The organism is Chlamydia poikilotherma (assembly GCF_900239975.1).
Taxonomy (GTDB): domain Bacteria; phylum Chlamydiota; class Chlamydiia; order Chlamydiales; family Chlamydiaceae; genus Chlamydia; species Chlamydia poikilotherma.
The window spans coordinates 653,343-679,294 of sequence record NZ_LS992154.1; the positions used below are offsets into that span (position 1 = coordinate 653,343).

Sequence of the window (25,952 nt, forward strand, 5' to 3'; positions counted from 1 at the left end):
GATGGCTTGCGGTTACCAAGACTTGAACTTGGGACCTCGACATTATCAGTGTCGCGCTCTAACCAACTGAGCTATAACCGCGAGTTTTGGAGACTAGGAGAGTCGAACTCCTGACCTTCTGAATGCAAATCAGACGCTCTACCAGCTAAGCTAAGTCCCCGTTTATTCTTCTCTTATTATTATAGAAAAACAAAAAGTTATCTTAATGACTAAGAGATTTAACCTCAACCAAAGAATTAGGAAAAAAAACGAATCAATGGGTTAAACAGATTTCTTTGAGGACACTTTTTAAAAGAGAATCCATGTAAAATTTACTTGTTTCGCTTTGAAGTTGTAGCCAGCTTGTATTACTTGAGGATTCAAGAGGATGAGGGATAACAATATTGACGCCTAAACAAGGAACATCAAATTCATAGCATACCTGAGAAACTGCTCCCCCAGCACTATCAAAACCTTGAATGTCGGAATGAACCTTTTGAAGAGAAAGAAAATAATTCTTAGACATTGTAAATGCCTCTCCAGTAGCTATTATACCCTCAGTAAGATCATGTTCTGTGGACGTCATAGGTTTCAAGTAACCATGCACCTTTAATAGATCTTCTATAGCTTCTTTATGAGCAGCAATAAACTGTCTTCCTCCGTTCTTTGCGGCCTCTCTATAGGCTTCGCTTGTGGCAAAAATGTATTGATTGATATCTGGTATTTCAAATCTTTTGAAAAACGGACGGACATCGGAATCATAATTAACATAGCCATTCGAAATTAAAACATTTCCAAAACGACTAGTTTCCGAACGTGAATAACATGTGCCAATAATTAAAATAAGCTCTACACGATGCTTTAAAATCATGTTACAACTAATTAAAGCTGCTGAAACTTTATTGGGCCAGAAAGAAGACATCACCAAATATTTTCCAAAATAATCTCCAGAATAATATGTCCTTCTTCCCTCTAAAGTTTTCTTACTATTAGCAAACCACGGTATAGGACATTCTGTATTAGAAGATTCAGAAATTTCAGGAAGAGCAAAAATGATTCCTATACGAGATAAAGGGGCATTCTTTTCATTAAAGATATCCACAGGTTCCGCTTTTAAAGAGATGAAAGCACAACAAAGAATAGAGACAAAAAAAATCCGAAGAACCATAAAAATTCCATCTATAGAATCCTGGTTCCTTATAGAAAAACGAATTGTTAAAGAGAATGAAAAAGCTGGAAGTGAAGATAGCCCTTTCGACTCTAGAGGTAGCGAAAAACTAGACTCGAAAGAGCAAACCTTCTATGAATCTTTATTCATAACAAAGAGAAATACTCATTTTTCAAAGTCTGACTTTCTTTTTTAAATCTATAGTTCTTGCTTCGCGCACTTTGGTAATCTTAAATGATTTTGTGAACGTTTCGTATTCTTTATCCAAAGCTTTAGCGTCTTTATTTTTATAAACCATGAAAACTTGATAGAGAGTATGGTTTACTGAAATTAACATCCCTCTAAAATAGATATCCTCACAAGATATCCAAAATTCTAAAGCTTTATGTCCTTGCACCTCTTTTGCCTGCATAAATAGAACTTGAGACTCTGGTAGAGCCTGCAGCATTCCTGAAAAGCCTTCTTGAAGGTTTAATTCTGGACGACTGACATCAACTTTCTCGGGATATTCCCATACAGACACTACATATACAGTATTATCTGATTGTGTTTCTGTAACATATGTATCATAGCGTATAGTAAGTTCTGACTGAGGAATTTCTATGATCTGACCAGAATGATCTGGATCCCCCGGAAACTCTGCAGAAAATCCGCAATTTTTCGTATAGTCATAACGTTTCCACTTGAGATGATCTTTAATTTGAGAAATGGAGATATCGCTGTCTTTGATCTCTTTATTAGAAAACCAGTTCTTCATTTTAGATAGGAAACCAGTCTTCGATTCCCCCGCAACTAATGAAGCTGGACATAGGGCTTGAAGAGATATTAATACGGTTAATATGAACTTACTTAATTTTGAAAGCATAATAAAAATAAAATATGTTTATTAATTTAATAATATAACTTCCGCGAGTTTTTATTATAAATAAAACATAAAAAATCAAAATCATCAAAAAACCTTGTGTTTTATAAAATCCATAATGATAATCCCGCTTGTGAAAAAATCTTAGAAATTAAGAGTTATAGCGCATATGAAAGAGCAAGTATTTGCTAGTAAGAAAGTTGGAGTTTTGCCAGCACGATGGGGTAGTGTTAGATTTACTGGAAAGCCCCTGGCAAACATCCTCGGAAAATCTTTAATACAAAGAACTTACGAGAATATTAATCAAAATACAACACTAGATAAGGTTGTTGTCGCTACTGATGATCAACGTATTATGGATCATGTCTTAGAATTTGGTGGTGATTGCGTAATGACAAGTCCAGAATGCGCTAACGGAACAGAACGTACAGCAGAAACAGTATCGCGTTATTTCCCTGAAGCTGAGATTATAGTGAATATTCAAGGAGATGAGCCGTGTTTGCAACACACCGTTGTTGACACTCTTGTTAGAAAACTCGAAGAGTTCCCTGAGATCCAAATGGTTACTCCAGTTGCTAAAACTATGGATCCGCATGAGATCTTAACGAATCAAAAAGTGAAATGTGTTTTCGATAAAAATGGAAAGGCTTTATATTTTAGCAGAAGCCCTATTCCACACATCTTAAAAAAAGAGACACCAATTTATCTTCATATTGGCGTATACGCATTTAGAAGGAATGCCCTTTTCAATTATATTGAATATTCCCCTACGCCGCTAAGCCAAGTTGAAGATCTTGAGCAACTGCGGATGCTAGAACACGGTGGGTCTATCCACGTATGTGTAGTGGAAGCTAAGAGCCCTTCAGTTGATTATCCAGAAGATATAAATAAGGTGGAAAAATACTTAACATGCCATTCAAGTGCATCTTTTTAACAGGAGGAGTTGTTTCTTCCTTAGGCAAGGGATTAACCGCAGCCTCTTTAGCTCTATTATTAGAGCGTCAAAACCTTAAAGTTGCCATGTTAAAACTGGATCCTTATCTTAACGTTGATCCGGGAACCATGAACCCTTACGAACACGGTGAAGTCTATGTTACCGACGACGGTATAGAGACGGATCTAGATCTTGGTCACTATCATCGATTTTCTTCAGTAAACCTATCTAAATATTCTACAGCAACTTCAGGACAAATCTATGCTCGCGTGATTAAGAGAGAACGTGAAGGATTCTATTTAGGAAGCACTGTTCAAGTTATCCCTCATATTACTAATGAGATCATTGAAGTAATCCTAGAATGTGCTAAAGAAAATCAGCCTGACGTATTAATTGTGGAAATCGGTGGTACTGTTGGTGATATAGAATCCCTACCCTTTCTTGAAGCCATTCGCCAATTCCGCTACGAGCATGCTGATGACTGTTTCAGCATTCATATGACCTACGTACCTTGTTTGAGAGCTGCCGGAGAGGTGAAAACAAAACCTACTCAACATTCTGTTCAAAATTTGCGAGGTATCGGAATCATTCCGGATGCTATTCTTTGTAGGTCCGAGAATCCTTTAAGTAGCGAAGTAAAAAAGAAAATCAGTCTATTTTGTAATGTGCCCAATAACGCAGTCTTTAATGTTATAGATGTTGAACATTCGATCTATGAAATGCCCTTGATGCTCTCTCAAGAAAAGATCTCTACATTTATTACAGAAAAATTAGGGTTATTCACAAAACAAGAAGATCTAAGTGATTGGAAAATCTTAGTAGAACGTTTACGCAATCCCCTTCCAAATAAAGTACGTATCGGTCTGGTGGGCAAATATGTACAGCATAAAGACGCTTATAAATCTGTTTTTGAATCGATTACCCACGCTGCGCTAAGCTTAAATTACTCCGTCGAAATTCTTCCTTTAGATTCTGATGACCCTCATTTCCTTGAAACTTTAGAACAATGTGATGGTTGCTTAGTTCCTGGAGGTTTTGGAGCTCGTGGATGGGAAGGAAAAATTAAAGCAGCCAAGCTCTGCAGAGAAAGAGGAATTCCTTATTTCGGCATTTGCCTAGGCATGCAAGTTCTTGTTGTTGAATATGCCCGCAATGTTATGCATTTAGAAAAAGCGAACTCGACAGAAATGGATAAGGATACACCTGATCCTATTATCTGTATGATGGACGGACAAGCATCGCTAGTCGCTACAGGGGGGACCATGCGGCTGGGAGCCTATCCTTGCACACTATCTCCAGGGACTAAAGTGTATGAGGCATACGGACAATCGGAAATTATGGAACGCCATCGTCATCGCTATGAAGTGAATTTTAACTACGTGCAGCAATTAAAAAACCATGGTCTGAATATTGTAGGTACATGTCCACAACAAGGACTTTGTGAAATCGTAGAAATTGAAGATCATCCATGGATGATCGGCGTACAATTCCACCCAGAATTTCTGTCAAAATTAATAACCCCTCATCCACTGTTTGTAGGTTTTATTCAGGCAGCAATTCTATATTCCAGGAATAAAAGCTGTGTCTAATCCCCAAGAAACAAAAATCTTCCTCGGCATAGACTATGGACAGAGGCGCATAGGCCTTGCTTATGCAGCCTCTCCCTTGCTCATCAGCTTACCTATAGGATTTATAGAAGCAGGAAAAACACTGGAGGCAACAGCCAAAATTCTCGCTAAAATTATTCAAGAACGCAACATCTCTTGTGTAATTTTAGGAAATCCCATTCCTATGCAAAAAGGTCAAAAATCTGTTCTACAAGAAGAAATTATCAAACTTTCTTCCTTAATTCATGAATCTTGTTCTGTTGAGATCATCCTTTGGGATGAAAGACTCTCCTCAGCACAAGCAGAGCGTATGCTAAAAGGTGATTGCGGTTTAAGCAGAAAAAAAAGAAAAGGGAAAGCGGATAGTATCGCTGCGACTCTTATCCTCACAAGTTTCTTAGAAAGTTTACCTAAAATACCATCCTAACTAATCCCTCCATAAATTTCTCATTGAGAATATTCTAATTCCTTAAGAATTAAAGCTTAAAATTTATTTAGATAATTAATTAAACAGTCTGTGCATATAAATTATTTCAATTCGAAAATGAATAAAATTACTTTGAAGAAAAAACTAAAAAATCTTAATCTCCTAGCCTTGAAAATCTCAATCCTATTAATCTAAAAGATTTTTAAAATTGCCAATCTGACACTATCCAATAAATTGCTGTGTCCCTTCTTAAAAAAATACAATGAGGGTGTTTTTCTTTTATATGATGTACATAGGGTGGCTGTTTGCTGTTGTCTTCGCGTCTTCAATTTTAGGAGGCTGTTTTCCAACAGCTTTGAGATCGTCAAAAACTCTCACAATTGCCATTCATGATGATCCTGCATCTTTATCTCCGGAACAAGCAAAGCGTGCCTTAGACCTTTCTATCTCCAAACTCATTTTTGAAGGACTTATAAGGGAAAATTCTTATAAAGGTGATCATGTAGAATTCGGGTTGGCAAGTCATTACACTGTGTCTGCTGATGAAAAAACCTATACTTTTTTCATAAAACATGATGCCTTATGGAGTAATGGTAGCCCAATTAGATCTCAGGATATTGCTAGAGCTTGGGAACATGCAAAAATGTTTTCTCCTCATCACCAAGCCTTTGAGGGAATTAATTTTAAGGCCTGTTCACCATCCAGTATCACTTTAACCCTAGACACCCCAAATCACAATCTACTGCAACTGTTGGCATTCCCAGCATTTTCTGTTTTCAATCCCGAAGATTTAAATATATCTAGCGGACCTTTTCACTTAATAACTCATAATCCTGGCCACTGCCTACTATTCGAAAAAAATCCTTACTATTATGATAGAGAAAAAGTCAGTATATCCTGCGTTAATCTACTAGTTATTCCAGACTTATATACCGGAGCACTTTTACTAAATCGAGGAAAAATTCATTGGCTAGGACAACCTTGGCATCAAGGACTGACTAAAGAACTAAAAGAAACTACACCCTACCACTACACTAGTTATCCTGTGGAGGGGGCTTTCTGGCTTATACTTAATACAAAAGATCCTGTCCTATCTCAAATTCACAACCGTTATAGATTAGCAGCAGCTATTAATAGAGAAGAAATTATCGATTATGCTCTACAAGGAAATCAAGAGCCAGCCTATACGCTATCAAGAAATACTCCTCCCTATTATCAATACAAAAAACAAAAACTGATCACCCCCACAGAAAAGCTGACCCTAACATATCCTTCAAATATCTTAAGATGCCAACGCATTGCAGAAATTCTCAAAGAACAATGCAAATCCGTAGGTCTCAATCTATTTTTGGAGGGATTAGAATACCATGTTTTTCTCAGCAAACGACAAATGTGTGATTTTACAATGGCTACAGCAACAGGGGTAGCCTACTATCCTAACGCTGCAATCCTTCCTCAAGCAGAAAAGCTTATCAGAAATTTGGAAATCATTCCTATCTACCATATGAGCTATGATTATATTACACTATCTCCAATAGAAAAAATTCTCCACAATGCTTCTGGAGCCGTTGATCTTAAATATGCACGTTTGCCTTAAAACTTGTTTACAGTATGAATACGAAATTAAAAATCTCGGTTTTTTAGATCCAGGATTGGAAATTATTTTTTTAACCAGTAGTCTAAATCTACTATTCAACTTCAAGGCAATCTTATGACGAATAGATTCAAAAAATACTGCGCTATTTCTTTCCTATCTATTGTTAATCTGTTTCTAGTCGGTTGTCATCAACAAGCTTCCCAAGATATGGGGAAGTGTTTAAGAATCGGGATGACATACGATCCTATTTCATTAGATCCTAGATGTACCTATTTAAAAAAAGATATCTCATTAGCAAAAGCCCTTTACGAAGGTTTAGCTCGCGAACGCATTTCTAACGATCTTGTGATCTTAGGAATAGCTAAAGATTACACGGTATCTAACGAAGGTACTGTATTCACATTTAATCTTAAAAACACAAAATGGAGTAATGGAGATCCTGTAACAGCATACGACTTTGAAGAGTCAATCAAACAAATCCATACAAAAAATCTGCCTATATCCTATCACAACCTTCTCCATATTATCAAAAATTCCAAAGAAATTATGGAAGAGCAATTACCTATAGAACAGCTGGGAATTAAAGCTCTAAACTCGAAGACATTAGAAATTACTTTGGAGCATCCTTCATCGAATTTTATAGAGATTGTCTCCCATCCGTTATTTTTTCCTGTCCACACATCTCTGAGAGAATATTATAAAAATCCAAAAATCAAGCCCGTTTATATCTCTAATGGGCCTTTTACATTGGATGATTTTCAACCGCAAAAACATCTAATAATGCGAAAAAATATTCACTATTATGATGCCAATAAAGTAAAAATCGATACACTGATCTTCAAAGTCATGTCTGACGTACATACAGCAGTAAAATTCTTCAAAAATAATCTTATTGATATTCTTGGTAATCCTTGGATATCTAAAATCCCTCAAGAAATGTTAAACAACACCCCTACGGAGATAAAACACGTGTATCCCGTATGCTCAACATCTATACTTATTTATAACCTAGACATGCCTGTACTACAAAATAAAGCCTTAAGAAAAGCTCTCGCTTACGCTATTGATAAAGAATCTCTTATTCCTCTACTCAATTCAGCAAGAATTGCTAATTCATTTGTACCGCCAGAACTATCTGAAGTGCATGGTCAAGATATTCTTACCAAAGAGCAACGAGAAAAAAAAGCACAAGAATACTTCAAAGAGGCGGAAACTACTCTATCAGAAAGAGAACTCTCCGAACTCTCTCTTATTTATCCTCAAGAATCTGGAGTTTTTTCTCTTGTAGTTCAAGAACTTCAACAACAATTCAAAAATGTTCTGGGCATTCATATACCGATTCAAGGTATCGAATACTTCTGCTTCTTAGAAAAAAGAAATAAGGGCGATTTTTATTTATCGGTAGGAGGCTGGATTGCAGAATATCTCAATGCTAGAAACTTCCTCACAATACTTGGAAATCCAGAAAACAAGGAAACAAGTCATCAATTAGGGAAATGGAAGAATAAACAATTTGATGAAATCTTAAGAAAATACCATACCCAAGCATTCACCAGAGAAGATCAAATACTAGCTGAAAAACTCATTGAAGAAGATATTCCCGTATTTCCCTTATACCATTTTAACTATATCTATATCACACAACCGCAAATAAATAATCTCTATACCTCTCCTCTAGGACATATGGATCTTAAAGAAGTCGAATTTCTCCCCATAATGTAATTCAGATTTTATCAAAATATTTCTTAAAGATGAAAATGTCTACAAATCAAGTATATAGATTTAAAATGCCTAATAAATCTATTGATTCAGCGACTCTAATTGCACAATCCAGTAAAATGAAACCGGTATGAAAAACCTTCAATAAGCACGCGACATGCTTCTTAACCTTATGACAAGAAAACCGCATAAGCTTCTAATACTTACCCTATCGACTCTCCTTTTTTTAGGAATTTTTCCGTTATGCACAAGCTGTCACACAAATATTTCTAAAAATCAAAATTCTTTAAAAATAGCAATTAGCCATGATCCCATGTCGCTAGATCCGAGAAGTGCTTGCTTAAGTAAAGATATTTCAATAGCTCAAGCACTTTATGAAGGTCTCGTAAGAGAACGTCCAGGAAATCCTGAACTTGCTTTAACAAAATACTACACAATATCTGATGATCAGACTGTCTATACTTTCTACCTTAAAGACGCCTTATGGAGTAATGGTGATCCTGTAACAGCATACGATTTTGAAGAATCAATCAAACAAATTCATAAACTTGAAGTTACCCTATCCTCTAATTTCCTTCCTCGGGTGATTAAAAATTCCCAAGCAGTAATAAGTAAGAAACTGCCCATTGATACTTTAGGCATTCGGGCCTTAGATAAATCAAAATTAGAAATCACCCTAGAAAAACCTGTCTCCCACTTTTTAGAACTTCTTGCTTATCCTATTTTCTTTCCAGTACACAAATCTTTAAGAAACTTTTATTCTTCCGGAGGCATGAACCTTCCTAATATCTCTAATGGACCTTTCGTCATTCAAGATTACCAACCACAAAACAAATTAGTTATTAAAAAAAATCCATTATATCATGATAAAAGTTCGGTTCATCTTGATACTATTATATTTCAAATTGTTCCCGATACACGTACAGCGATGCAGCTTCTACAAAAAAATCTCATCGATTGGGTAGGCTCTCCGTGGAGCTCCCCTATTTCTAAAGAAGACCAGCATCATATCCCGAAAGATAAGCTTTATAATTATCCAGTACTTGGAACAACAGCACTAATATGCAATTTAAAAAACAGCCCCATAAACAATGTAGCACTGAGAAAAGCTTTAGCTTATGCTATTGACAAAACGACCTTGCTACAGTTTATTAGCCACGGAAAGGTTGCTGAGCATTTTTTACCCCCAGAATTATCAAAAATCTCCAAACGATCTTATCTCTCGCAAGAAGAACGCCAGGAATATGCTCGGGCATGTTTCAAAGAAGCTCAAAAAGAACTATCTCAAAAATGCATCTCAGAATTATCTATTATCTATCCTTTAGAGTCCGCCTGTTTAAATGCGGTTGTTCAAGAAATACAACAACAAATCAAAAATGTCTTAGGTATCTGTATCACAATCCAAGGCATGGAATATCATTGTTTTTTAGATAGAAGACGACGTGGAGATTTTACTCTAGCTACAGGAAGATGGGTAGCAGATTATCCAAGACCTACATCCTTTCTGGCAATTCTTGGAAACTTTAAAAGTGATGAACCTACAAAATCTCTAACGAAATGGGAAAATAAAGAATACAACCATATTCTCGACTCTCTTCTTTCTCCAGAAGAAAATCCTCTAGATCAAATGCTAGCTGAAAAACTTATTGAAGATGAGCTCCCTATTATCCCTCTATACCATTTCGAATATACGTACGCAGCCAATCCTAAAATTCAAAACTCTTACACTTCATTATTGGGGCATATTGATTTGAAAGAAACAGAATTTTCAAAATAATATTCACTTTTTAAAGCTTCTAAAAACCCCTTCAACTTTCACCTAAGTCAAACAAAATATTGACTTAAACTTGAAAAAAAATTTCTTAAAAACGACTCTCCATACGAATGAATGAATTATTTTATATTGAAGCTACGATAAGTCAAAGATATAATGCTTGGGTTTGGTTAAGATTTTAAATTAGGATTCTTACCAACTTATCAAAGACATTAAGGGTGTAGATAATGTTCCGCTATATAAAAAAGCGCCTAGTATTCAACCTGCTTTCTTTATGGATCATCCTAACCCTAACTTTCCTTGTAATGAAAACTATTCCCGGGGATCCATTTAATGATGAAAGTAGCAATACTTTGTCTCAAGAAACTTTGCAGATCCTTAAGTCACGCTATGGGTTAAATAAACCTCTATACCAACAATACATTCATTATCTAAAATCTTTGGTAACTTTAGATTTTGGAAATTCCCTTGTTTACAAGGACCGCAGTGTAACGAGTATTATCTCTACAGCATTTCCTGCATCAGCGATACTTGGAATTGAAAGCCTTATTCTTTCTATATCTGGTGGGATCTCGTTAGGAACCTTAGCAGCATTAAGAAAGAAGAAAGAAGGGCGTTACATCCTGCTCTCTTCTATTTTACAAATTTCTATTCCTGCATTTGTCCTAGCAACCATGCTACAATATATTTTTGCAGTAAAAATACCTATTTTCCCTATAGCCTGCTGGGGAAATTTTTCTCATACGATTTTGCCATCTCTAGCTTTAGCAATCACACCCATGGCATTTATAACTCAACTAACTTTTTCTTCAGTATCTTCAGTCTTAAACAAAGACTATGTGTTACTTGCCTATGCTAAAGGACTCTCACCAATAAAAGTTATACTTAGACACATTCTCCCCTATGCGATATTTCCAACCATTTCCTACGCCGCATTTCTTGTAACCACAGTCATGACAGGGACATTTGCTATAGAAAATATCTTCTGCATTCCAGGTTTAGGGAAGTGGTTTGTCTGTAGTATTAAACAACGTGACTATCCGGTAACTCTAGGATTATCTGTATTTTATGGGGCTTTCTTTATGCTATCCTCATTACTATCGGATCTTATACAGGCAATGATAGATCCCCAGCTTCGCTATTCCTATAAAGAAGTTGAGCATGAAACAAACTTTTCCCAAGAAAGCGAACATCTCTAACGAAATCCATAGAACTTAGGTGACGAATAAACAAAACTAAAAGAAACAAATAAGGCGATCGAAAAATTTCATGGACATTCCTTTAAAATCTTATCAACCCACTCTTTGGCAACGTATGAAAGGAAATACCATGTTTATGGTAGGAATCTCCATACTTGGGACTTTAATTTTAGGTGCCATTCTTCTTCCATGGATTTATCCTAATTATGAACAAACCTCTTTAGAACATACTTTAGCCCAACCAGGAAAAATGTTTCCTTTTGGAACAGATTCTCTAGGACGTTGTATGTTGGCTAGAACTATTCAAGGCATTCGCCTATCGTTACTGATTGCTGTGACAGCAACTCTTATAGATGTCTTGGTAGGGCTCCTTTGGTCCACTGTAGCACTGTCTTCGGGGAAAAAAGTTGCCTTCTTAATGATGCGTATTACAGAAATTCTATTTTCAATTCCTAGAATTCCTGTAATCATTCTTCTTCTTGTCATCTTTGATCATGGGATTCTCCCTTTAATTCTAGCTATGACACTTACAGGATGGATACCGATAGCACGAATTATCTATGGACAATTCTTATTATTGGAAAATAAAGAATTTGTACTTTCTGCAAAAACGATGAACGCATCTACATTTCATATTCTGAAAAAACACCTTTTACCGAATACACTTACGCCGATTATCTCTACGCTCATTTTTACTATTCCTGGAGCAATATATACAGAAGCCTTCATTAGCTTTTTAGGCTTAGGAATCCAACCTCCACAAGCTAGCTTAGGAACATTAGTAAAAGAAGGTATTAACGCCATTGACTACTACCCCTGGCTATTTTTCATTCCATCATTCTTCATGATTACACTCTCAATAAGCTTTAATCTAATTGGAGAAGGAGCAAAAGCTCTATTTATAGAGGAAAATTCTCATGCCTGATACGCTCCTCAAGATACAAAATCTTAAAATAGCATCAAATAATCCACACAGATTGCTAATAGATAATCTTAGTCTTACAATAAAAAAACAGCACAGCCTAGCTCTAGTAGGAGAGAATGGTTCAGGGAAAACAATTATTACTAAAGCAATTCTTGGTTTACTTCCAGATAATTGTGAAATTATAGAAGGCAATATCTTCTTCGAAGATCAGAATCTGAAAACAATGTCGTATAAAAATTTCCAAAAGATTCGCGGGAGGAAAATAGCTACGGTATTGCAAAATGCTATGGGATCTCTTACACCATCTATGCGTATAGGAGCGCAAATTGTAGAAACCTTAAGACAACATAACTCGATAACGAAAAAAGAAGCTTATTCAAAAGCTATAGAACTATTAGCAAGCGTACGCATACCCAATCCAGAACGTTGTTTTCATCTCTATCCTTTCGAATTAAGTGGTGGCATGCGTCAACGGACAGTAATTGCTATATCTTTAGCTAGCTCTCCAGAACTTATTCTTGCTGATGAACCTACAACAGCGCTAGATTCTGTATCACAAGCTCAAGTATTGCGTATATTGCGTAAGGTTCATAAAGAGAATAATACAGCAATGTTGCTAGTTACCCATAATCTAGCATTAGTAACAGAACTCTGTGATGATATTGCGATTATTAAAGATGGCCAACTCATAGAAACTGGGAGTGTAAAAGAGATTTTTTCTTCTCCACAACATTCTTATACAAAACGTCTTCTCAAAGCTGTATCGAAAATTCCTCTCACAGACTCCTCTTCGCCTATTTTAAAAGCAAAGCTTGCAATTTTAAGAAATACAGACACCTTATAGAAAATTCATGACTAATTTAGTAACTATAAATAATTTATCGATTGCGATTAGGAAACAAGTTATTCTTAACAACATCAATCTCCAATTAAAAAAGGGAGAATGTTTGACAATTGTTGGTGCGAGTGGATCAGGGAAGTCTTCATTAGCTCTGGCTATTTTAGGATTAATGCAACCTAATCAAGGTACGATTACCTTTCATGTTGATCCCAAAACACCAAAAGCAAAAACAGTACAAATTGTCTGGCAAGATGTACACTCAAGTTTAAATCCTACAATGAGTATCGAAGATCTCATTTTAGAACCTCTGCATATTATAGGAACATACTCTAAAGAAGAACAAAAAGAAAAAATCCAACGTGTTTTACAACTCGTTAACCTACCGCTATCCGTACTACGCTTAAAACCTCATAAACTAAGCGGGGGTCAAAAACAACGTGTGGCGATTGCAAAAGCTCTAGTATGTGAACCTGATCTCCTTATTTGTGACGAACCGATATCTGCTCTAGATACCCTGAATCACTCACTCATATTAGACCTTTTCCAAACAATAAAACAGCAATGCGAAAGCACTCTACTCTTCATTACACATGATATGTCGGCAGCTTATTATATTGCAGATACTATTGCTGTTCTGGACAAAGGATCCCTTGTAGAATATAGTCCCAGAGATAAAATTTTCTTAAATCCTAAACATGAAAAAACCCAAGAGCTCCTTGACGCCATTCCGATATTTTCTCTAGAAAATACTGAATGTAATTCCTCTTATTCGCCTCAAGAGAAAGCATTTGTTTAAATTAAACAAAAAAAAATTAGATGAAATCTGAATACCTAAAGTTCTTTGTAGTATGTGAGGAGTTATGTATACTGCGATGCATACTCATCTTTGATTTGTCTTAAATTGCATGATTGTAAAACAACAATTATAAAGATAAAAATAGTCTTATACATTACCTAGAGAATTGCCTCTCAATAGCATGTAAAAATCGTTATCGATTGCTTTAGACGTTATGTGTAAATCATTGACAGGAAGAAGTTGAGCATGCTACGAATCAAACTAACAGCCGTTGAAATGGAGCATCATTGACGATGGAAATTTCTCATATCTTGGAAGACCTCGCTTACGACGAAGGGACACTTCCCAGAGAAGCTATAGAAGCTGCTATCGTCAAACATACGCAAATTACTCCTTATTTACTTCAAATTCTTGAAGACGCAACCGAACGCGTACCAGAATTAATCAACGATGGCAGTTACCAAGGCCATCTTTATGCTATGTATTTATTAGCACAGTTTCGAGAAACCCGAGCTCTTCCATTAATTATCAAGCTTTTTTCTTATACTGATGATACGCCTCACGCAATTGCTGGTGATGTTCTTACTGAAGACCTTCCAAGAATTCTTGCTAGTGTGTGTGACGATGCATCTTTGATTAAAGAGCTTATAGAAGCTCCTGGAATCAATCCTTATGTAAAAGCTGCAGGAATTTCTAGTCTTGTACATCTTGTAGGAATAAAAAAGATCTCTAGAGATACAACTATTCGTTATTTTGGAGAATTGTTAAACTATAGATTAGAAAAAAGTCCTTCTTTTGCTTGGGATAGTCTCATAGCTGCTATATGTGCATTATATCCCGCGGAATTATTCTATCCAATTAGCAAAGCTTTTAATGCCGGTCTCGTAGATATAACTTTCATCAGCATGGAAGACGTAACGAATATCATAAATGAAGAAACTACTGAGTCCTGCCTTCAAGAACTTCTATCCTCACCAGAACTCATTAACGACACCCTAGAAGAAATGGAAAAATGGCTCGAAGATTTTCCTATAGAGCCTTAATCCCCAAGGGATTTTCCAACAGATTATAACGCAAAGAGGTCCCAAGTGAATAAACAAAAACGTTTCTTATCTCTTTTATTCCTCACTCTCGCACTCCTAGGTATATGGTTTTGCCCTCACCCGGAAGCGATAAACCCTAATGCTTGGCATCTATTCGCTGTATTCACAACAACAATTTTAGGAATTATTCTACAGCCATTGCCTATGGGAGCCATAGTCATTATTGGGATTTCTACACTGTTACTTACACAAACCTTAACCCTAGAACAAGGGTTATCAGGATTTCATAATCCAATAGCCTGGTTGGTCTTCTTATCATTTTCCATAGCAAAAGGTATTATTAAAACGGGGCTTGGAGAACGGGTTGCTTATTTTTTCGTCAGTATCTTAGGGAAAAACCCTTTAGGATTAAGCTATGGTTTAGTAATCACAGATTTCCTACTAGCCCCTGCCATCCCCAGTGTAACAGCACGTTCCGGAGGTATTCTCTATCCTGTAGTTATGGGATTATCAGAATCATTTGGAAGCTCTCCAGAAAAAGGTACAGAAAGCCTAATTGGATCCTTTTTAATTAAAGTCGCATATCAAAGTTCTGTAATTACTAGTGCAATGTTTCTTACAGCCATGGCAGGTAATCCTCTAGTAGCAGCTCTAGCAAGTAATGCTGGAGTCGCTCTAACTTGGGCAACATGGGCAAAAGCGGCGGTAATTCCTGGATTACTTAGCTTAGTACTTATGCCTATAGTACTTTATAAGCTCTATCCACCAACAATTACTTCATGCGAAGAAGCAATCCGCACAGCAAAATTACGTCTTAAAGAAATGGGGCCTTTGAAAAAAGGTGAGAAGATTATCTTAATGATTTTCATTCTCCTTGTTGTCTTATGGACATTTGGAGACTTATTAAGAATCTCAGCAACAACAGCAGCTCTAATTGGCTTATCTCTACTCATTCTTACGAATATTTTAGATTGGCATAAAGATGTTATGGCTAATACCACTGCATGGGAAACTTTTATTTGGTTCGGTGCTCTGATTATGATGGCATCATTCCTAAATCAACTCGGCTTTATTCCTCTAATTGGTGATTCTGTAGCTGCAGGAGTTGCAGGATTATCTTGGAAAGTAGGCTTCCCTATTCTCTTTCTCATGTACTTTTACTCACACTATCTATTTGCAAGTAACACAGCACATATCGGAGCAATGTTTCCAGTATTCTTAGCGGTTTCTATATCATTAGGAACAAACCCAATTTTTGCCTGCCTAGTACTCGCTTTTTCAAGTAACTTATTTGGAGGGCTCACACACTATGGTTCAGGACCCGCTCCCCTTTATTTTGGCTCTCAACTTGTTTCAGTCAAGGATTGGTGGAGATCTGGTTTTGTGCTCAGCATTATGAATATCGTCATTTGGGTCGGTATTGGCAGCTTATGGTGGAAAATTCTCGGTCTTATCTAAACTGAACCTTCCTTAACAACGAGATAAATAAACCTTCTTTTAGAAGTTTTTCTCATTGTCGATAAAGACAAACACAACTAACTTGCGAAAATAACCGTATCCATTAATTGTTATGCATCCAAACTTTAGCGATCTCAATGGTGTAGTTATCCCAGGCACTCCTCCTTTGCCTAGAGAACTACAAAAATTTCCCTCTCTGCTTCCTACCAACGATTTGCGTTTTTCTCCCAAATTTGATGCTGATGTTGCCAAACTTTTTCCCAATACTTACGATAGCCCCTATCTAAAATTCACTTCAGGAACTATACCACCGATATATCCATTAAAAGTTGGGGTGATGCTATCCGGAGGCCCCGCTCCTGGTGGGCATAATGTCATTTGGGGATTATTACATAGTTTAAAAAAAATCCATCCAGATAGCTCTCTAATAGGATTTCTAAATAACGGTCAGGGAATTCTTAACAACAATACAGTAGAGATTAACGAAGAATTTATGGAATGCTTTAGAAATTCCGGAGGTTTTAACTGTATAGGAACAGGAAGAACGAATATCATCACTGAAGAAAATAAAGCCGCATGCTTAAAAACCGTGAGAGCTTTGGATCTTGATGGTTTAGTAATTATTGGTGGGGATGGCTCAAATACAGCAACCGCAATTCTTGCGGAATATTTTTCTCAGCATCACCCCAAAACATGCGTTGTAGGTGTTCCCAAAACTATTGACGGAGATCTCCAACACTTATTTTTAGACCTTACCTTTGGATTTGATTCAGCAACAAAGTTTTATTCTTCAATCATCAGTAATATCTCAAGAGATACACTATCTTGCAAAGCACATTATCATTTTATAAAGCTTATGGGACGATCAGCATCTCATATTGCTTTAGAATGTACCCTACAAACACATCCTAATATCACACTGATAGGCGAAGAAATCGCAGAAAAAAATGTCCCCTTAAAAACGATCATTCATAAGATATGCTCGATTATTGCTGATAGAGCCGCTATGGGAAAATACTACGGTATTATTCTCATTCCTGAGGGTATTATCGAGTTTATTCCTGAGATTAATAATCTTGTTAAGGAAATAGAAAGAATCCCCGAAGATATTGATAAATTCTCATCATTATCTCGAGAGTCTCAGAAACTATTAAAAAGCTTCCCTGAAGCCATTGCAAATCAGCTTCTTAATGATAGAGATGCTCACGGAAATGCCTACGTGTCTAAAATTAGTGTGGATAAGCTTCTCATCCACCTTGTAGACAATCACTTAAAGAAGTATTTCAAAAATGTTCCCTTTAATGCAATTTCACATTTCCTAGGTTATGAAGGAAGATCCTGTTTACCCACAAAATTCGATAATACATACAGTTATGCTCTAGGTTATGGTACAGGAGTTCTGATATTTAATCGTTGTAATGGTTATCTCACAGTTATCGAATCTCTAATCAATATAGTGGATAAATGGCGGCTACGCGCCATGCCTATTGTGAAAATGTTTACAACAAAGAAAAAATCAGATGGAACTATAAAACCCCTAATAAAAAAGAGTTTGATAGATATAAGTAGCCCAGCTTTCCTTAAGTTTAAGTTATATAGAAAAATCTGGGCTCTTGAAGACTCCTATCGCTTTTTAGGCCCATTACAAATTGACACACCACCAAACACTCATTCCGATCATTTTCCTCCGCTAACCCTCCTCCTCAATCATAATGAATGGCAAAAAAGATGCTCAATCTGTATGGAAATTCCTGACTGTGATTACTAATCTCATCATTCCTACATCCTTAAAATAAGAAGCGGAGTTTCTTCTCGACGAATTCTTTTTAAAAAATTAAATTAACATTATAAAAGCCTCCATAAATTAGGAGAAATATAACCAAATGAGCACTACGTGTCATAAACATGAACAACGCCACGTTATAAAATTTAATATTCTCAATAACATCACAACTTTCGGTGTTCTTCATACACCTTTACAGGCTTGTGCTCCCTACCCCTTGGTGATTACTCTTCATGGGTTAGCTTCAAGTAAAATTGGTTCCAAACGCACTCATGTACAGCTTGCTGAAAAACTCACAGAACATGGTATTTCTGTTTTGCGTGTTGATCTCCCTGGACACGGTGATTCCGAAGGTTCCCTATACGACTTCTCATTTAGTGACTATATCACTAGTGCAAATGAAATTATCTCTCATGGTTATGGCTTAAATAATATCGATACGAAAAATATTGCTGTCTTTGGTTCTTCATTAGGAGGAACGTTAGCTCTATTAAATATGCCTACCCTACAATATGTAAAAAGCCTTGCTGTATGGGCGCCAACAATTCAAGGTGCTATATGGTTACAGGAAGCTGTCAATATTCCTAATAATCTTATTGCCCATGCTCCATCCTCAGAAGATATTCTCTATGCAGGTATGCCGATAAACAAAACGTTTTGTTCACAATTCATTGAAATGGATGTAACTAAAGAAGTTTCTAAATTTTCTGATTCTCTATCTATACTGCATATGCAAGGAGAAGACGATACAACTGTATCTCTGCATCATCAGAAAATCTTTGCGGAAGCTATGAGCCATAAATCAAATCTTTATGAGATACGTACGTATCCAAATACAGGACATCATATTCCTCAGTCTTGCTCTATGTTACTAGAACTTGTACAATGGTTAAAACATCAACTTATTCCCTAGGAACTACCTATGGAGCTTCTCTCTGTAAATAAAAGTTACTTTGAATTGCAACGTTTGCATTATCGTCCAGAAACGCTAAGTTTCTTAAACGGTATTACATCGTTACATATTGTAGATTCTACAGAGTCCCCCTCTATTCCTAAAGATCTTCAAGAATATATTCCTAATTTATGTTCTATTCCTGAAGTAACTATTGAAAAAGGAGAAGCCACACCTTCACGACCATTAAAAATTGGTGTTTTACTTTCTGGAGGACAGGCACCTGGAGGCCATAACGTAGTTATAGGACTCTTTGAAGGCCTACGAGCCTTCAATCCAAAAACAAAGCTCTATGGGTTTATCCAAGGTCCTTTAGGATTAACGCGTGGACTCTACAAAGATCTCGATATTTCTGTAATTTATGATTATTACAATGTCGGTGGTTTTGACATGCTCTCTTCCAGTAAAGAGAAAATCAAAACCAAGGAACAAAAAAGTACAATTCTCACTAATGTGAAAAAGCTTAAGCTTGATGGTTTACTCATTATAGGAGGAAACGATTCTAATACCGACACTGCAATGCTTGCTGAGTATTTTCTTAAGCATAACTGCAATATTCCTATTGTAGGTGTACCTAAAACTATTGATGGGGATCTCAAAAATTTTTGGATTGAAACACCATTAGGCTTTCATACTTCCTGCCGCATCTATTCAGAAATGATCGGAAATTTAGAAAAAGATACTTTATCTATAAAGAAGTACCATCATTTTGTCCGTCTCATGGGACAAAAAGCCTCTTATACAACTTTAGAGTGCGGTTTGCAGACCTTACCTAATATCACTCTCATTAGCGAACATATCGCGATGAGAAAGATTTCCCTACAAAAACTTAGCGAACATATCGCTATGGGCTTAGTAAACCGTTACAGATCAGGGAAAAATTATAGTACGATACTTATTCCTGAAGGCTTGATCGAACATGTATTTGACACAAGAAAGCTGATTAATGAATTGAATGTTTTATTGTTAGACAACAATTTAAATTTAGATAATGTAAATAAAAAGCTTTCTCCAGAATCTCTGAAGACATTTTCTTCTCTACCTACAGAAATTGCTCATCAATTACTAATTGCCAGAGACTCTTATGGAAATGTGCGTGTATCTAAAATTGCCACCGAAGAACTCTTAGCTGCATTAATAAAAAAGGAAATCCAGAAAATAGAACCAAACATGGAATTCCAACCTGTAAATCACTTTTTTGGTTATGAATCTCGAGCAGGATTCCCCTCAAATTTTGATGCAAATTATGGACTAGCCTTGGGGATTATTTCCGCTCTTTTTCTCATTAGACAACGGACTGGTTATATGGTGACCATCAATAACCTCGCTCGTTCATATAGTGAATGGATTGGTGGAGCTACGCCCCTATATAAAATGATGCAATTGGAATATCGTTTAGGAGAAGATAATCCGGTAATTAAAACTGATTCTGTGAATCCTAATGCTCCAGAAGTACAGTACCTACTAAATCAAAGTGATACATGCTTAATGAAAGATCTTTACTGTTTCCCCGGACCATTGCAATACTTTGGTGAGGAACGCTTAGTAGATCAAAGGCCGCTAACATTACTATGGGAAAATAGAAAGTAGAGAAAAATAAGCACCTTTTAAGGCAACATAGCTGGCTACTTCAAAAAACCACTCTCTAAAAAGATGCTTATAAAAGAAAAATAGCGGTAGTCGGACTTGAACCAACGACTCGCAGATTATGATTCTGCTGCTCTAACCATCTGAGCTATACCGCCACACTAGATGGTAAAATTAATAGCGGGAGAAGGATTCGAACCTCCGACCTTTGGGTTATGAGCCCAACGAGATGACCACTACTCTATCCCGCGATAAGTAAAAGACTTTAGCAAAGCTCTATATTTTTACACAAGGGATATATCTCTTAAAAGATTCCCAGGTACAATCGAAAGCCGCTCTTTCTTCATGTAAGAACGTGTTCCCCTTATGAATATAAGCAATTCTTTCTTCAGGATGATCAAGTAAAGAGGTTATTACTTCTAGCATATTTCTCTCATCTAAACAGCAACCCGCCCCTATCGATAATAGACGCATCGCTAAATCTGATTGAGATTTAATATAGGGACCAAACATTAATGGGACACCACATTGCAAGGGTTCTAAAAGATTATGTCCCCCTACCCTATCATCAAATGTACCGCCAACAAAAGCAAGATCGGCAGCAAAATATAGTTGTTTTAACCAACCTATTGCATCAACAATAATCGCATCATTTTTATCAAATGTAGATTCCCGACTCCATAATCCATAAGAAATATTTTCTTTTACTAAAAGACTTTCTAATTCTTTAGTTCTCTCGATATGACGAGGCACCCAAAGCACTTTAAGATTTCTATGACGAAGTTGACGAATTACAGGAATCCAGGCATTGACATCCTTAGGATGTGTCGAGCCTAAAACAAGCAATTCTGCATTATCAGATATTTGGAGCTTCTGTCTCCAATAGCTCCGTTTGTTATTTTCAGAGGAAGTTTCCGTATAGGTTTTAATATTTCCTGTGACTGTTATCTTCTTCTCGTCGACACCAAGACGTAAAAAACGCGCTTTATGTTGATCGTCTTGAAGTAAAAATCCATCTATAGGAGAAAAATAATTCCTACCAAACCGTTTTAAAATTGTGAACCATTTACAAGAGTTTGCGGAGAGCTTGCCATTAATTACGATTGCTGTAGCTCCTATTTTCTTTGATTCTTCAACAAAATTCAACCAGCAATCTCCTTCTGAAAATACAAGCAGAGACGGTGAAATAGCTCTAACGACAGGTTTGATAATCAGACTTAAATCTAAGGGCAAAATGAAGGTTGTAACTCCTATAGGCCCGAACAACCTTTCCGCATTCTCGTATCCAGATTCACTACAGGCAGTGACAACACAACGCCAATGAGGATAATCTTTCATGAACTTCTCTACAATAGGGACAAGAAGAGATACCTCACCTACAGAAGCGCCGTGAAACCAAACTACAGGACCTTCTCCAAGCAGTTGAGGTTTCTTTAAACCAAAACGAATTTTTAATGCTTTCTTATACTTCCCATGAACAAATTTTTTATAAAGAATCTTAGGAAGCGCTATTGTAAACGCTAAGATTAAAAAACAATCATATAGAAAAGTATGTAACTTAGTCATTCGACGTTTAATCATAGAACAAAATTCACCAATCTATTAGGAACAAAAACTTCCTGTTTAATTTCTTTATCTTCTAGATATTTAGCGACAGCTTCTTTTGCTAAAGACAGAACATTTTCTTTAGAAGTTGACTTATCAATATCTAAGCGTGCACGTAGCTTTCCGTTTACCTGTATTACAAATGTTACTGAAGTATCTTCCAAATATTTAAGATCTACTTTCGGCCACCCTGCGGTATCTATACCAGGAGCATAACCTAAGACTGTCCATAGCTCCTCACTAATGTGCGGAGCTATAGGAGCTAAAGCTTGCACAACCATAGCTAAAGCTGCTTTAGGATAAATGTTAAGCTTCACAAATTCATTTATGAATTCCATAAAAGAAGATGGAATAGTATTTAAAGACATTTTTTCAATATCTTCACTCACCCGGTGAACCAATCTATGTGCTAAAGCTATCCCTTTAGGATCATCAATATCTTGAACCAAAGACGATGTTGCCATTTCATAGAAACGATTGAGGAAGCGTCTACAACCAGAAACACCTTGATTACACCAAAGCTTATTTTTATCTAAAGGTCCAGAAAACATTGCGTACATGCGCAATGCATCTGCACCAAATTCATCGATGAGGATTTGAGGGTCTACTCCATTTAGCTTGGATTTAGACATCTTTTCTTGACGCACTTCTAATTCTTCTCCGGAAGTACTTGTCCAAACACCATTATCTTCACGAGCATCTTCAGGACAAACGTAACCCTTACCAGGAATCCGATAAGAAGTTGCAAGAACTAAACCTTGATTTATTAGCTTTTTAAACGGCTCTGCATTAGAGACCATACCAGCTTCATAAAATACTCGATGCCAAAAACGCGAGTATAATAGATGTAAAACCGCGTGTTCCGCACCTCCGATATATAGATCTACCGGCATCCAATATCTTTCATTTTCATGAGACCAAGGGGCTTGAAAATTGTGTGCATCACAAAAACGTAGGTAATACCAACATGATCCTGCCCATTGCGGCATAGTATGCGTCTCGCGTCTGCCTAGGCGGTTAGTTTTTACATCATGAATATCCACCCACTCTTTTACTTTTGCCAAAGGCCCCTGACCAAAACCTTCAGGACGATAATCCTGAACTTCAGGAGGTAATAAAGGAAGCTCATCATCTTCTAAAGGACGAGAGGTGCCATCTTCAAAGTGAATAATAGGAATCGGCTCTCCCCAATATCTTTGTCGAGAAAACAACCAATCACGCAGCTTATAAGCAACTTTAGCTTCTCCTAAATTTTTCTTTTGCAAATAGGCAATTATGTAGTCTTTAGCTTCTTGATCTCTAAGACCGTCTAAATGAAAGTCTCTATGATTACTATGAACACAATACCCATCTTGATCAAGAACCTCATAAATAGGCAAAGAGAAGGTTTCAGCAAATTCTCTATCTCTTTCGTCATGAGCAGGAACACCCATAACAACACCAGAGCCATAACCCAAAATGACATAATCCGAAATCCAAATAGGAATATCTGCTCCAGTTATAGGATGTTTAGCATATGTTCCTGTAAATACTCCGCTTTTTACTTTAGTCTCGCTTATACGATCTCTTTCACTTTTACTTTGAGCGATACGGATATAGCTCTCTACGGCTTCACGCTGATTCTCAGAAATTAATTGATTAACCTCAGGATGCTCTGGGGCAATTACTAAAAATGATACACCGCATAGGGTGTCGGGACGCGTTGTAAATACTTCTAAAAAGTTTTTGTTGCTCACTTCAAAACGAACAAGAGCCCCTTCGGACTTCCCTATCCAATTTCTCTGAAGCTGCTTAACATTTTCTGGCCAATCAAGATCTTCTAAACCCTCTAAAAGCTGATCTGAATAAGCCGTAATACGTAAAATCCATTGGCGCAACATTCTCCGCTCTACAGGATACCCTCCTTCTACGGACAAACCATTTTCCACCTCTTCATTGGATAGAACTGTCCCTAGCTCCGGACAATAATTGACCGCCATATCCGCCATGTAGGCAAGACCCTTTTCATAAAGAAAAAGAAATAATTTTTGTGTCCAACGATAGTAATCCGGATCACTAGTGGCAAACTCCCTACTCTCATCATAAGAGAACCCCATAGCAGAGAGCTGCCTTCTAAAATTTTCTATATTCTTCTGTGTGGTTTCTCTAGGATGTGTACCTGTCCTAACAGCGTACTGTTCTGCAGGCAATCCAAAACTATCCCAACCCATGGGATGTAAGACTGAATATCCCTTAGCTCTTTTATACCGAGCCACGATATCTGTAGCTGTATACCCTATCAAATGACCTACATGCAACCCTGATCCAGAGGGATAAGGAAACATATCTAACACATAATATTTTGGTTTATCACTAGCCTCATCTGCCTTGAAGCTTCTGGCCTCCTTCCAAAATTCCTGCCATTTTTTTTCTATCAAACTAGGATCGTAGCGCATAATATCCCGACAAAGAGATCTTTTTAAAACAAAATAAAGGCTAGTGTATCGTTCACTTGATGAAAAGACAAGTATCTTCTAATTCAGAGGTCCTAAAAGATTAAAAATTTTTATAAAAAACAACTTGTGTTACAGTTTTGACCCGCCTTTCCTTTTCACCCCATTGACAAAAAAAATATAAAGTCCTATTTTAATTATCTTTTAGTTAGGTTGTCTTCCATGTTAGTTAAAATGCGCAAATTATCCGCATTTATTTCTTTATTTTTCATAATAGCAAACGCATCCTATGCCGAACCCATTAAAATCCCTGGATTCCCAGAAATTCCCGACACCCTACTTATTATTAATAAAACAAAGACTCCGAAAAATGAAATCTGTCGAGCAATCAATATACAAAGTGGCGAGCATAATCTTGTAGGGACCCTACACTTACCCACAACTCCAATGCCAGAAGACGGTTACCCTACGGTTATCCTATTTCATGGGTTCCGAGGTAACACAGTCGGAGGATTAACAGGATCTTATAGAAAGATCGCACGCTCTTTAGCTCAAGCAGGAATTGCTAGTGTACGCTTTGACATGGCGGGATGCGGTAACAGCGAAGGTATCGCTACCGAAGTACCTATTAAAACCTACTTAAGAAACGGTGAAGATATTCTTTATACTGTAACACAGTATCCAGAAATCAATCCGCGTAGATTGGGTATTGCAGGTTTCTCCCTGGGCTGCCACACAGCATTTCATTTAGCAAGTTTTTATAGGCCTAATCAGTTTCAGATTCGCGCCATAAGTATTTGGGCACCGGTTGCAGATGGAGCTATTCTATTTAAAGAAATGTATGAAGCTGTAAAAAACAACACAAATATCGTGGATAATCTTGGAAAAGATTTCGGATTTGGCCCAGCTCCCCTATTAGTGTGTGAAGAGGATGTAAAAGATTTTCTTTCTCTTCAAGATCATATTGTTTTAAATTCTCTACCCGTGAGAATACCTATTTTACATTTACAAGGTCTTGAGGATAATTTAGTCTCATTAACTCAACGGGATTTATTTAAAAATACCGCTCCGGGAAATACAGAATTTAAAACCTATGAAAATACCGACCATAATCTGGGCTCATCTCCACATTTGGCAGTTATTATCAACGACATTGTCGAATATTTCCAATCTATTTTGTAAACGTATATGATTTAGTGTGCGTATCTAAAAATACCTCTAGGGAAGAAACAGATTAACAAGCTCTTTCTTCATCATTACCTTC

At 36.8% G+C, this 25,952-nt stretch carries 20 protein-coding genes and 4 tRNA genes; 16 read left to right on the top strand and 8 right to left on the bottom strand.

The annotated features are described in order from the left end of the window. Window positions 1-7: 7 nt before the first annotated feature. The 4 genes from C10C_RS02965 to C10C_RS02980 form a co-directional block, all read right to left on the bottom strand. A tRNA-Ile gene (locus C10C_RS02965) sits at window positions 8-81 on the bottom strand. 6 nt (window positions 82-87) lie between these two features. Beyond that, a tRNA-Ala gene (locus C10C_RS02970) sits at window positions 88-160 on the bottom strand. A 93-nt stretch (window positions 161-253) separates the two neighbouring features. Then, entirely contained in the window at window positions 254-1,147 is an 894-nt protein-coding gene (locus C10C_RS02975; RefSeq protein ID WP_117274365.1) for a 5'-methylthioadenosine/S-adenosylhomocysteine nucleosidase family protein, read from the bottom strand. A gap of 172 nt (window positions 1,148-1,319) precedes the next feature. Then, a complete protein-coding gene (locus C10C_RS02980; RefSeq protein ID WP_117274367.1) occupies window positions 1,320-2,012 on the bottom strand; it encodes a hypothetical protein in 693 nt (230 codons plus the stop codon). A gap of 166 nt (window positions 2,013-2,178) precedes the next feature. On the opposite strand from C10C_RS02980, the gene kdsB reads away from it, so the two are divergent. The 15 genes from kdsB to C10C_RS03055 all read left to right on the top strand — a co-directional run bounded on the left by kdsB (window position 2,179) and on the right by C10C_RS03055 (window position 20,654). After that, complete coding sequence (gene kdsB, locus C10C_RS02985; protein ID WP_117274368.1) at window positions 2,179-2,943, top strand: 3-deoxy-manno-octulosonate cytidylyltransferase; 765 nt, start codon at window positions 2,179-2,181, stop codon at window positions 2,941-2,943. Next, entirely contained in the window at window positions 2,919-4,532 is a 1,614-nt protein-coding gene (locus C10C_RS02990; RefSeq protein ID WP_117274369.1) for a CTP synthase, read from the top strand. Before kdsB ends, C10C_RS02990 begins: the two co-directional genes overlap by 25 nt. Further along, window positions 4,525-4,977 carry a Holliday junction resolvase RuvX gene (gene ruvX, locus C10C_RS02995; RefSeq protein WP_117274370.1) on the top strand — a complete coding sequence of 151 codons (453 nt, stop codon included), beginning with the start codon at window positions 4,525-4,527 and terminating at the stop codon, window positions 4,975-4,977. Before C10C_RS02990 ends, ruvX begins: the two co-directional genes overlap by 8 nt. Window positions 4,978-5,260: 283 nt before the next feature. Beyond that, on the top strand, window positions 5,261-6,574 hold the full coding sequence (locus tag C10C_RS03000; protein ID WP_117274371.1) for an ABC transporter substrate-binding protein: 1,314 nt from the start codon (window positions 5,261-5,263) through the stop codon (window positions 6,572-6,574). Between the two features lie 114 nt (window positions 6,575-6,688). Beyond that, a complete protein-coding gene (locus C10C_RS03005; protein WP_117274372.1) occupies window positions 6,689-8,296 on the top strand; it encodes a peptide ABC transporter substrate-binding protein in 1,608 nt (535 codons plus the stop codon). A gap of 310 nt (window positions 8,297-8,606) precedes the next feature. Beyond that, complete coding sequence (locus C10C_RS03010) at window positions 8,607-10,070, top strand: peptide ABC transporter substrate-binding protein (RefSeq protein ID WP_231913651.1); 1,464 nt, start codon at window positions 8,607-8,609, stop codon at window positions 10,068-10,070. A gap of 224 nt (window positions 10,071-10,294) precedes the next feature. After that, entirely contained in the window at window positions 10,295-11,266 is a 972-nt protein-coding gene (locus C10C_RS03015; RefSeq protein WP_117274373.1) for an ABC transporter permease, read from the top strand. A 70-nt stretch (window positions 11,267-11,336) separates the two neighbouring features. Further along, window positions 11,337-12,191: an ABC transporter permease gene (locus C10C_RS03020; RefSeq protein ID WP_117274374.1), complete on the top strand. Its 855-nt coding sequence runs from the start codon at window positions 11,337-11,339 to the stop codon at window positions 12,189-12,191. Beyond that, window positions 12,184-13,035, top strand: coding sequence for an ABC transporter ATP-binding protein (locus tag C10C_RS03025; protein WP_117274375.1), 852 nt, complete (start codon window positions 12,184-12,186; stop codon window positions 13,033-13,035). Before C10C_RS03020 ends, C10C_RS03025 begins: the two co-directional genes overlap by 8 nt. 7 nt (window positions 13,036-13,042) lie before the next feature. Then, the gene (locus tag C10C_RS03030; protein ID WP_117274376.1) at window positions 13,043-13,828 is read left to right on the top strand and encodes an ABC transporter ATP-binding protein; all 786 of its coding nucleotides are present in this window, start codon (window positions 13,043-13,045) and stop codon (window positions 13,826-13,828) included. Between the two features lie 287 nt (window positions 13,829-14,115). Further along, a complete protein-coding gene (locus tag C10C_RS03035) occupies window positions 14,116-14,871 on the top strand; it encodes a DUF1186 domain-containing protein (RefSeq protein ID WP_174222230.1) in 756 nt (251 codons plus the stop codon). A 45-nt stretch (window positions 14,872-14,916) separates the two neighbouring features. Next, window positions 14,917-16,329 carry an anion permease gene (locus tag C10C_RS03040; RefSeq protein ID WP_117274378.1) on the top strand — a complete coding sequence of 471 codons (1,413 nt, stop codon included), beginning with the start codon at window positions 14,917-14,919 and terminating at the stop codon, window positions 16,327-16,329. 112 nt (window positions 16,330-16,441) lie between these two features. After that, entirely contained in the window at window positions 16,442-18,097 is a 1,656-nt protein-coding gene (locus C10C_RS03045) for a diphosphate--fructose-6-phosphate 1-phosphotransferase (RefSeq protein ID WP_117274379.1), read from the top strand. Window positions 18,098-18,212: 115 nt separating this feature from the next. Next, window positions 18,213-19,025: an alpha/beta hydrolase gene (locus tag C10C_RS03050; RefSeq protein ID WP_117274380.1), complete on the top strand. Its 813-nt coding sequence runs from the start codon at window positions 18,213-18,215 to the stop codon at window positions 19,023-19,025. Window positions 19,026-19,034: 9 nt separating this feature from the next. Continuing rightward, the gene (locus C10C_RS03055) at window positions 19,035-20,654 is read left to right on the top strand and encodes a diphosphate--fructose-6-phosphate 1-phosphotransferase (protein WP_117274381.1); all 1,620 of its coding nucleotides are present in this window, start codon (window positions 19,035-19,037) and stop codon (window positions 20,652-20,654) included. Window positions 20,655-20,735: 81 nt separating this feature from the next. Here the strand turns inward: C10C_RS03055 and C10C_RS03060 are convergent. The 4 genes from C10C_RS03060 to leuS all read right to left on the bottom strand — a co-directional run bounded on the left by C10C_RS03060 (window position 20,736) and on the right by leuS (window position 24,691). Continuing rightward, window positions 20,736-20,809 (bottom strand) — tRNA-Met (locus C10C_RS03060). Window positions 20,810-20,829: 20 nt separating this feature from the next. Further along, window positions 20,830-20,902 (bottom strand) — tRNA-Met (locus tag C10C_RS03065). Window positions 20,903-20,927: 25 nt separating this feature from the next. Further along, window positions 20,928-22,232, bottom strand: a complete 1,305-nt coding sequence (gene waaA / locus C10C_RS03070; RefSeq protein WP_117274382.1) for a lipid IV(A) 3-deoxy-D-manno-octulosonic acid transferase — start codon at window positions 22,230-22,232, stop codon at window positions 20,928-20,930. After that, the gene (leuS, locus tag C10C_RS03075; protein ID WP_117274383.1) at window positions 22,229-24,691 is read right to left on the bottom strand and encodes a leucine--tRNA ligase; all 2,463 of its coding nucleotides are present in this window, start codon (window positions 24,689-24,691) and stop codon (window positions 22,229-22,231) included. The genes waaA and leuS overlap by 4 nt, the downstream gene beginning before the upstream one ends. A 231-nt stretch (window positions 24,692-24,922) precedes the next feature. On the opposite strand from leuS, the gene C10C_RS03080 reads away from it, so the two are divergent. Beyond that, window positions 24,923-25,870, top strand: coding sequence for an alpha/beta hydrolase (locus C10C_RS03080; protein ID WP_117274770.1), 948 nt, complete (start codon window positions 24,923-24,925; stop codon window positions 25,868-25,870). Window positions 25,871-25,952 lie beyond the last annotated feature (82 nt).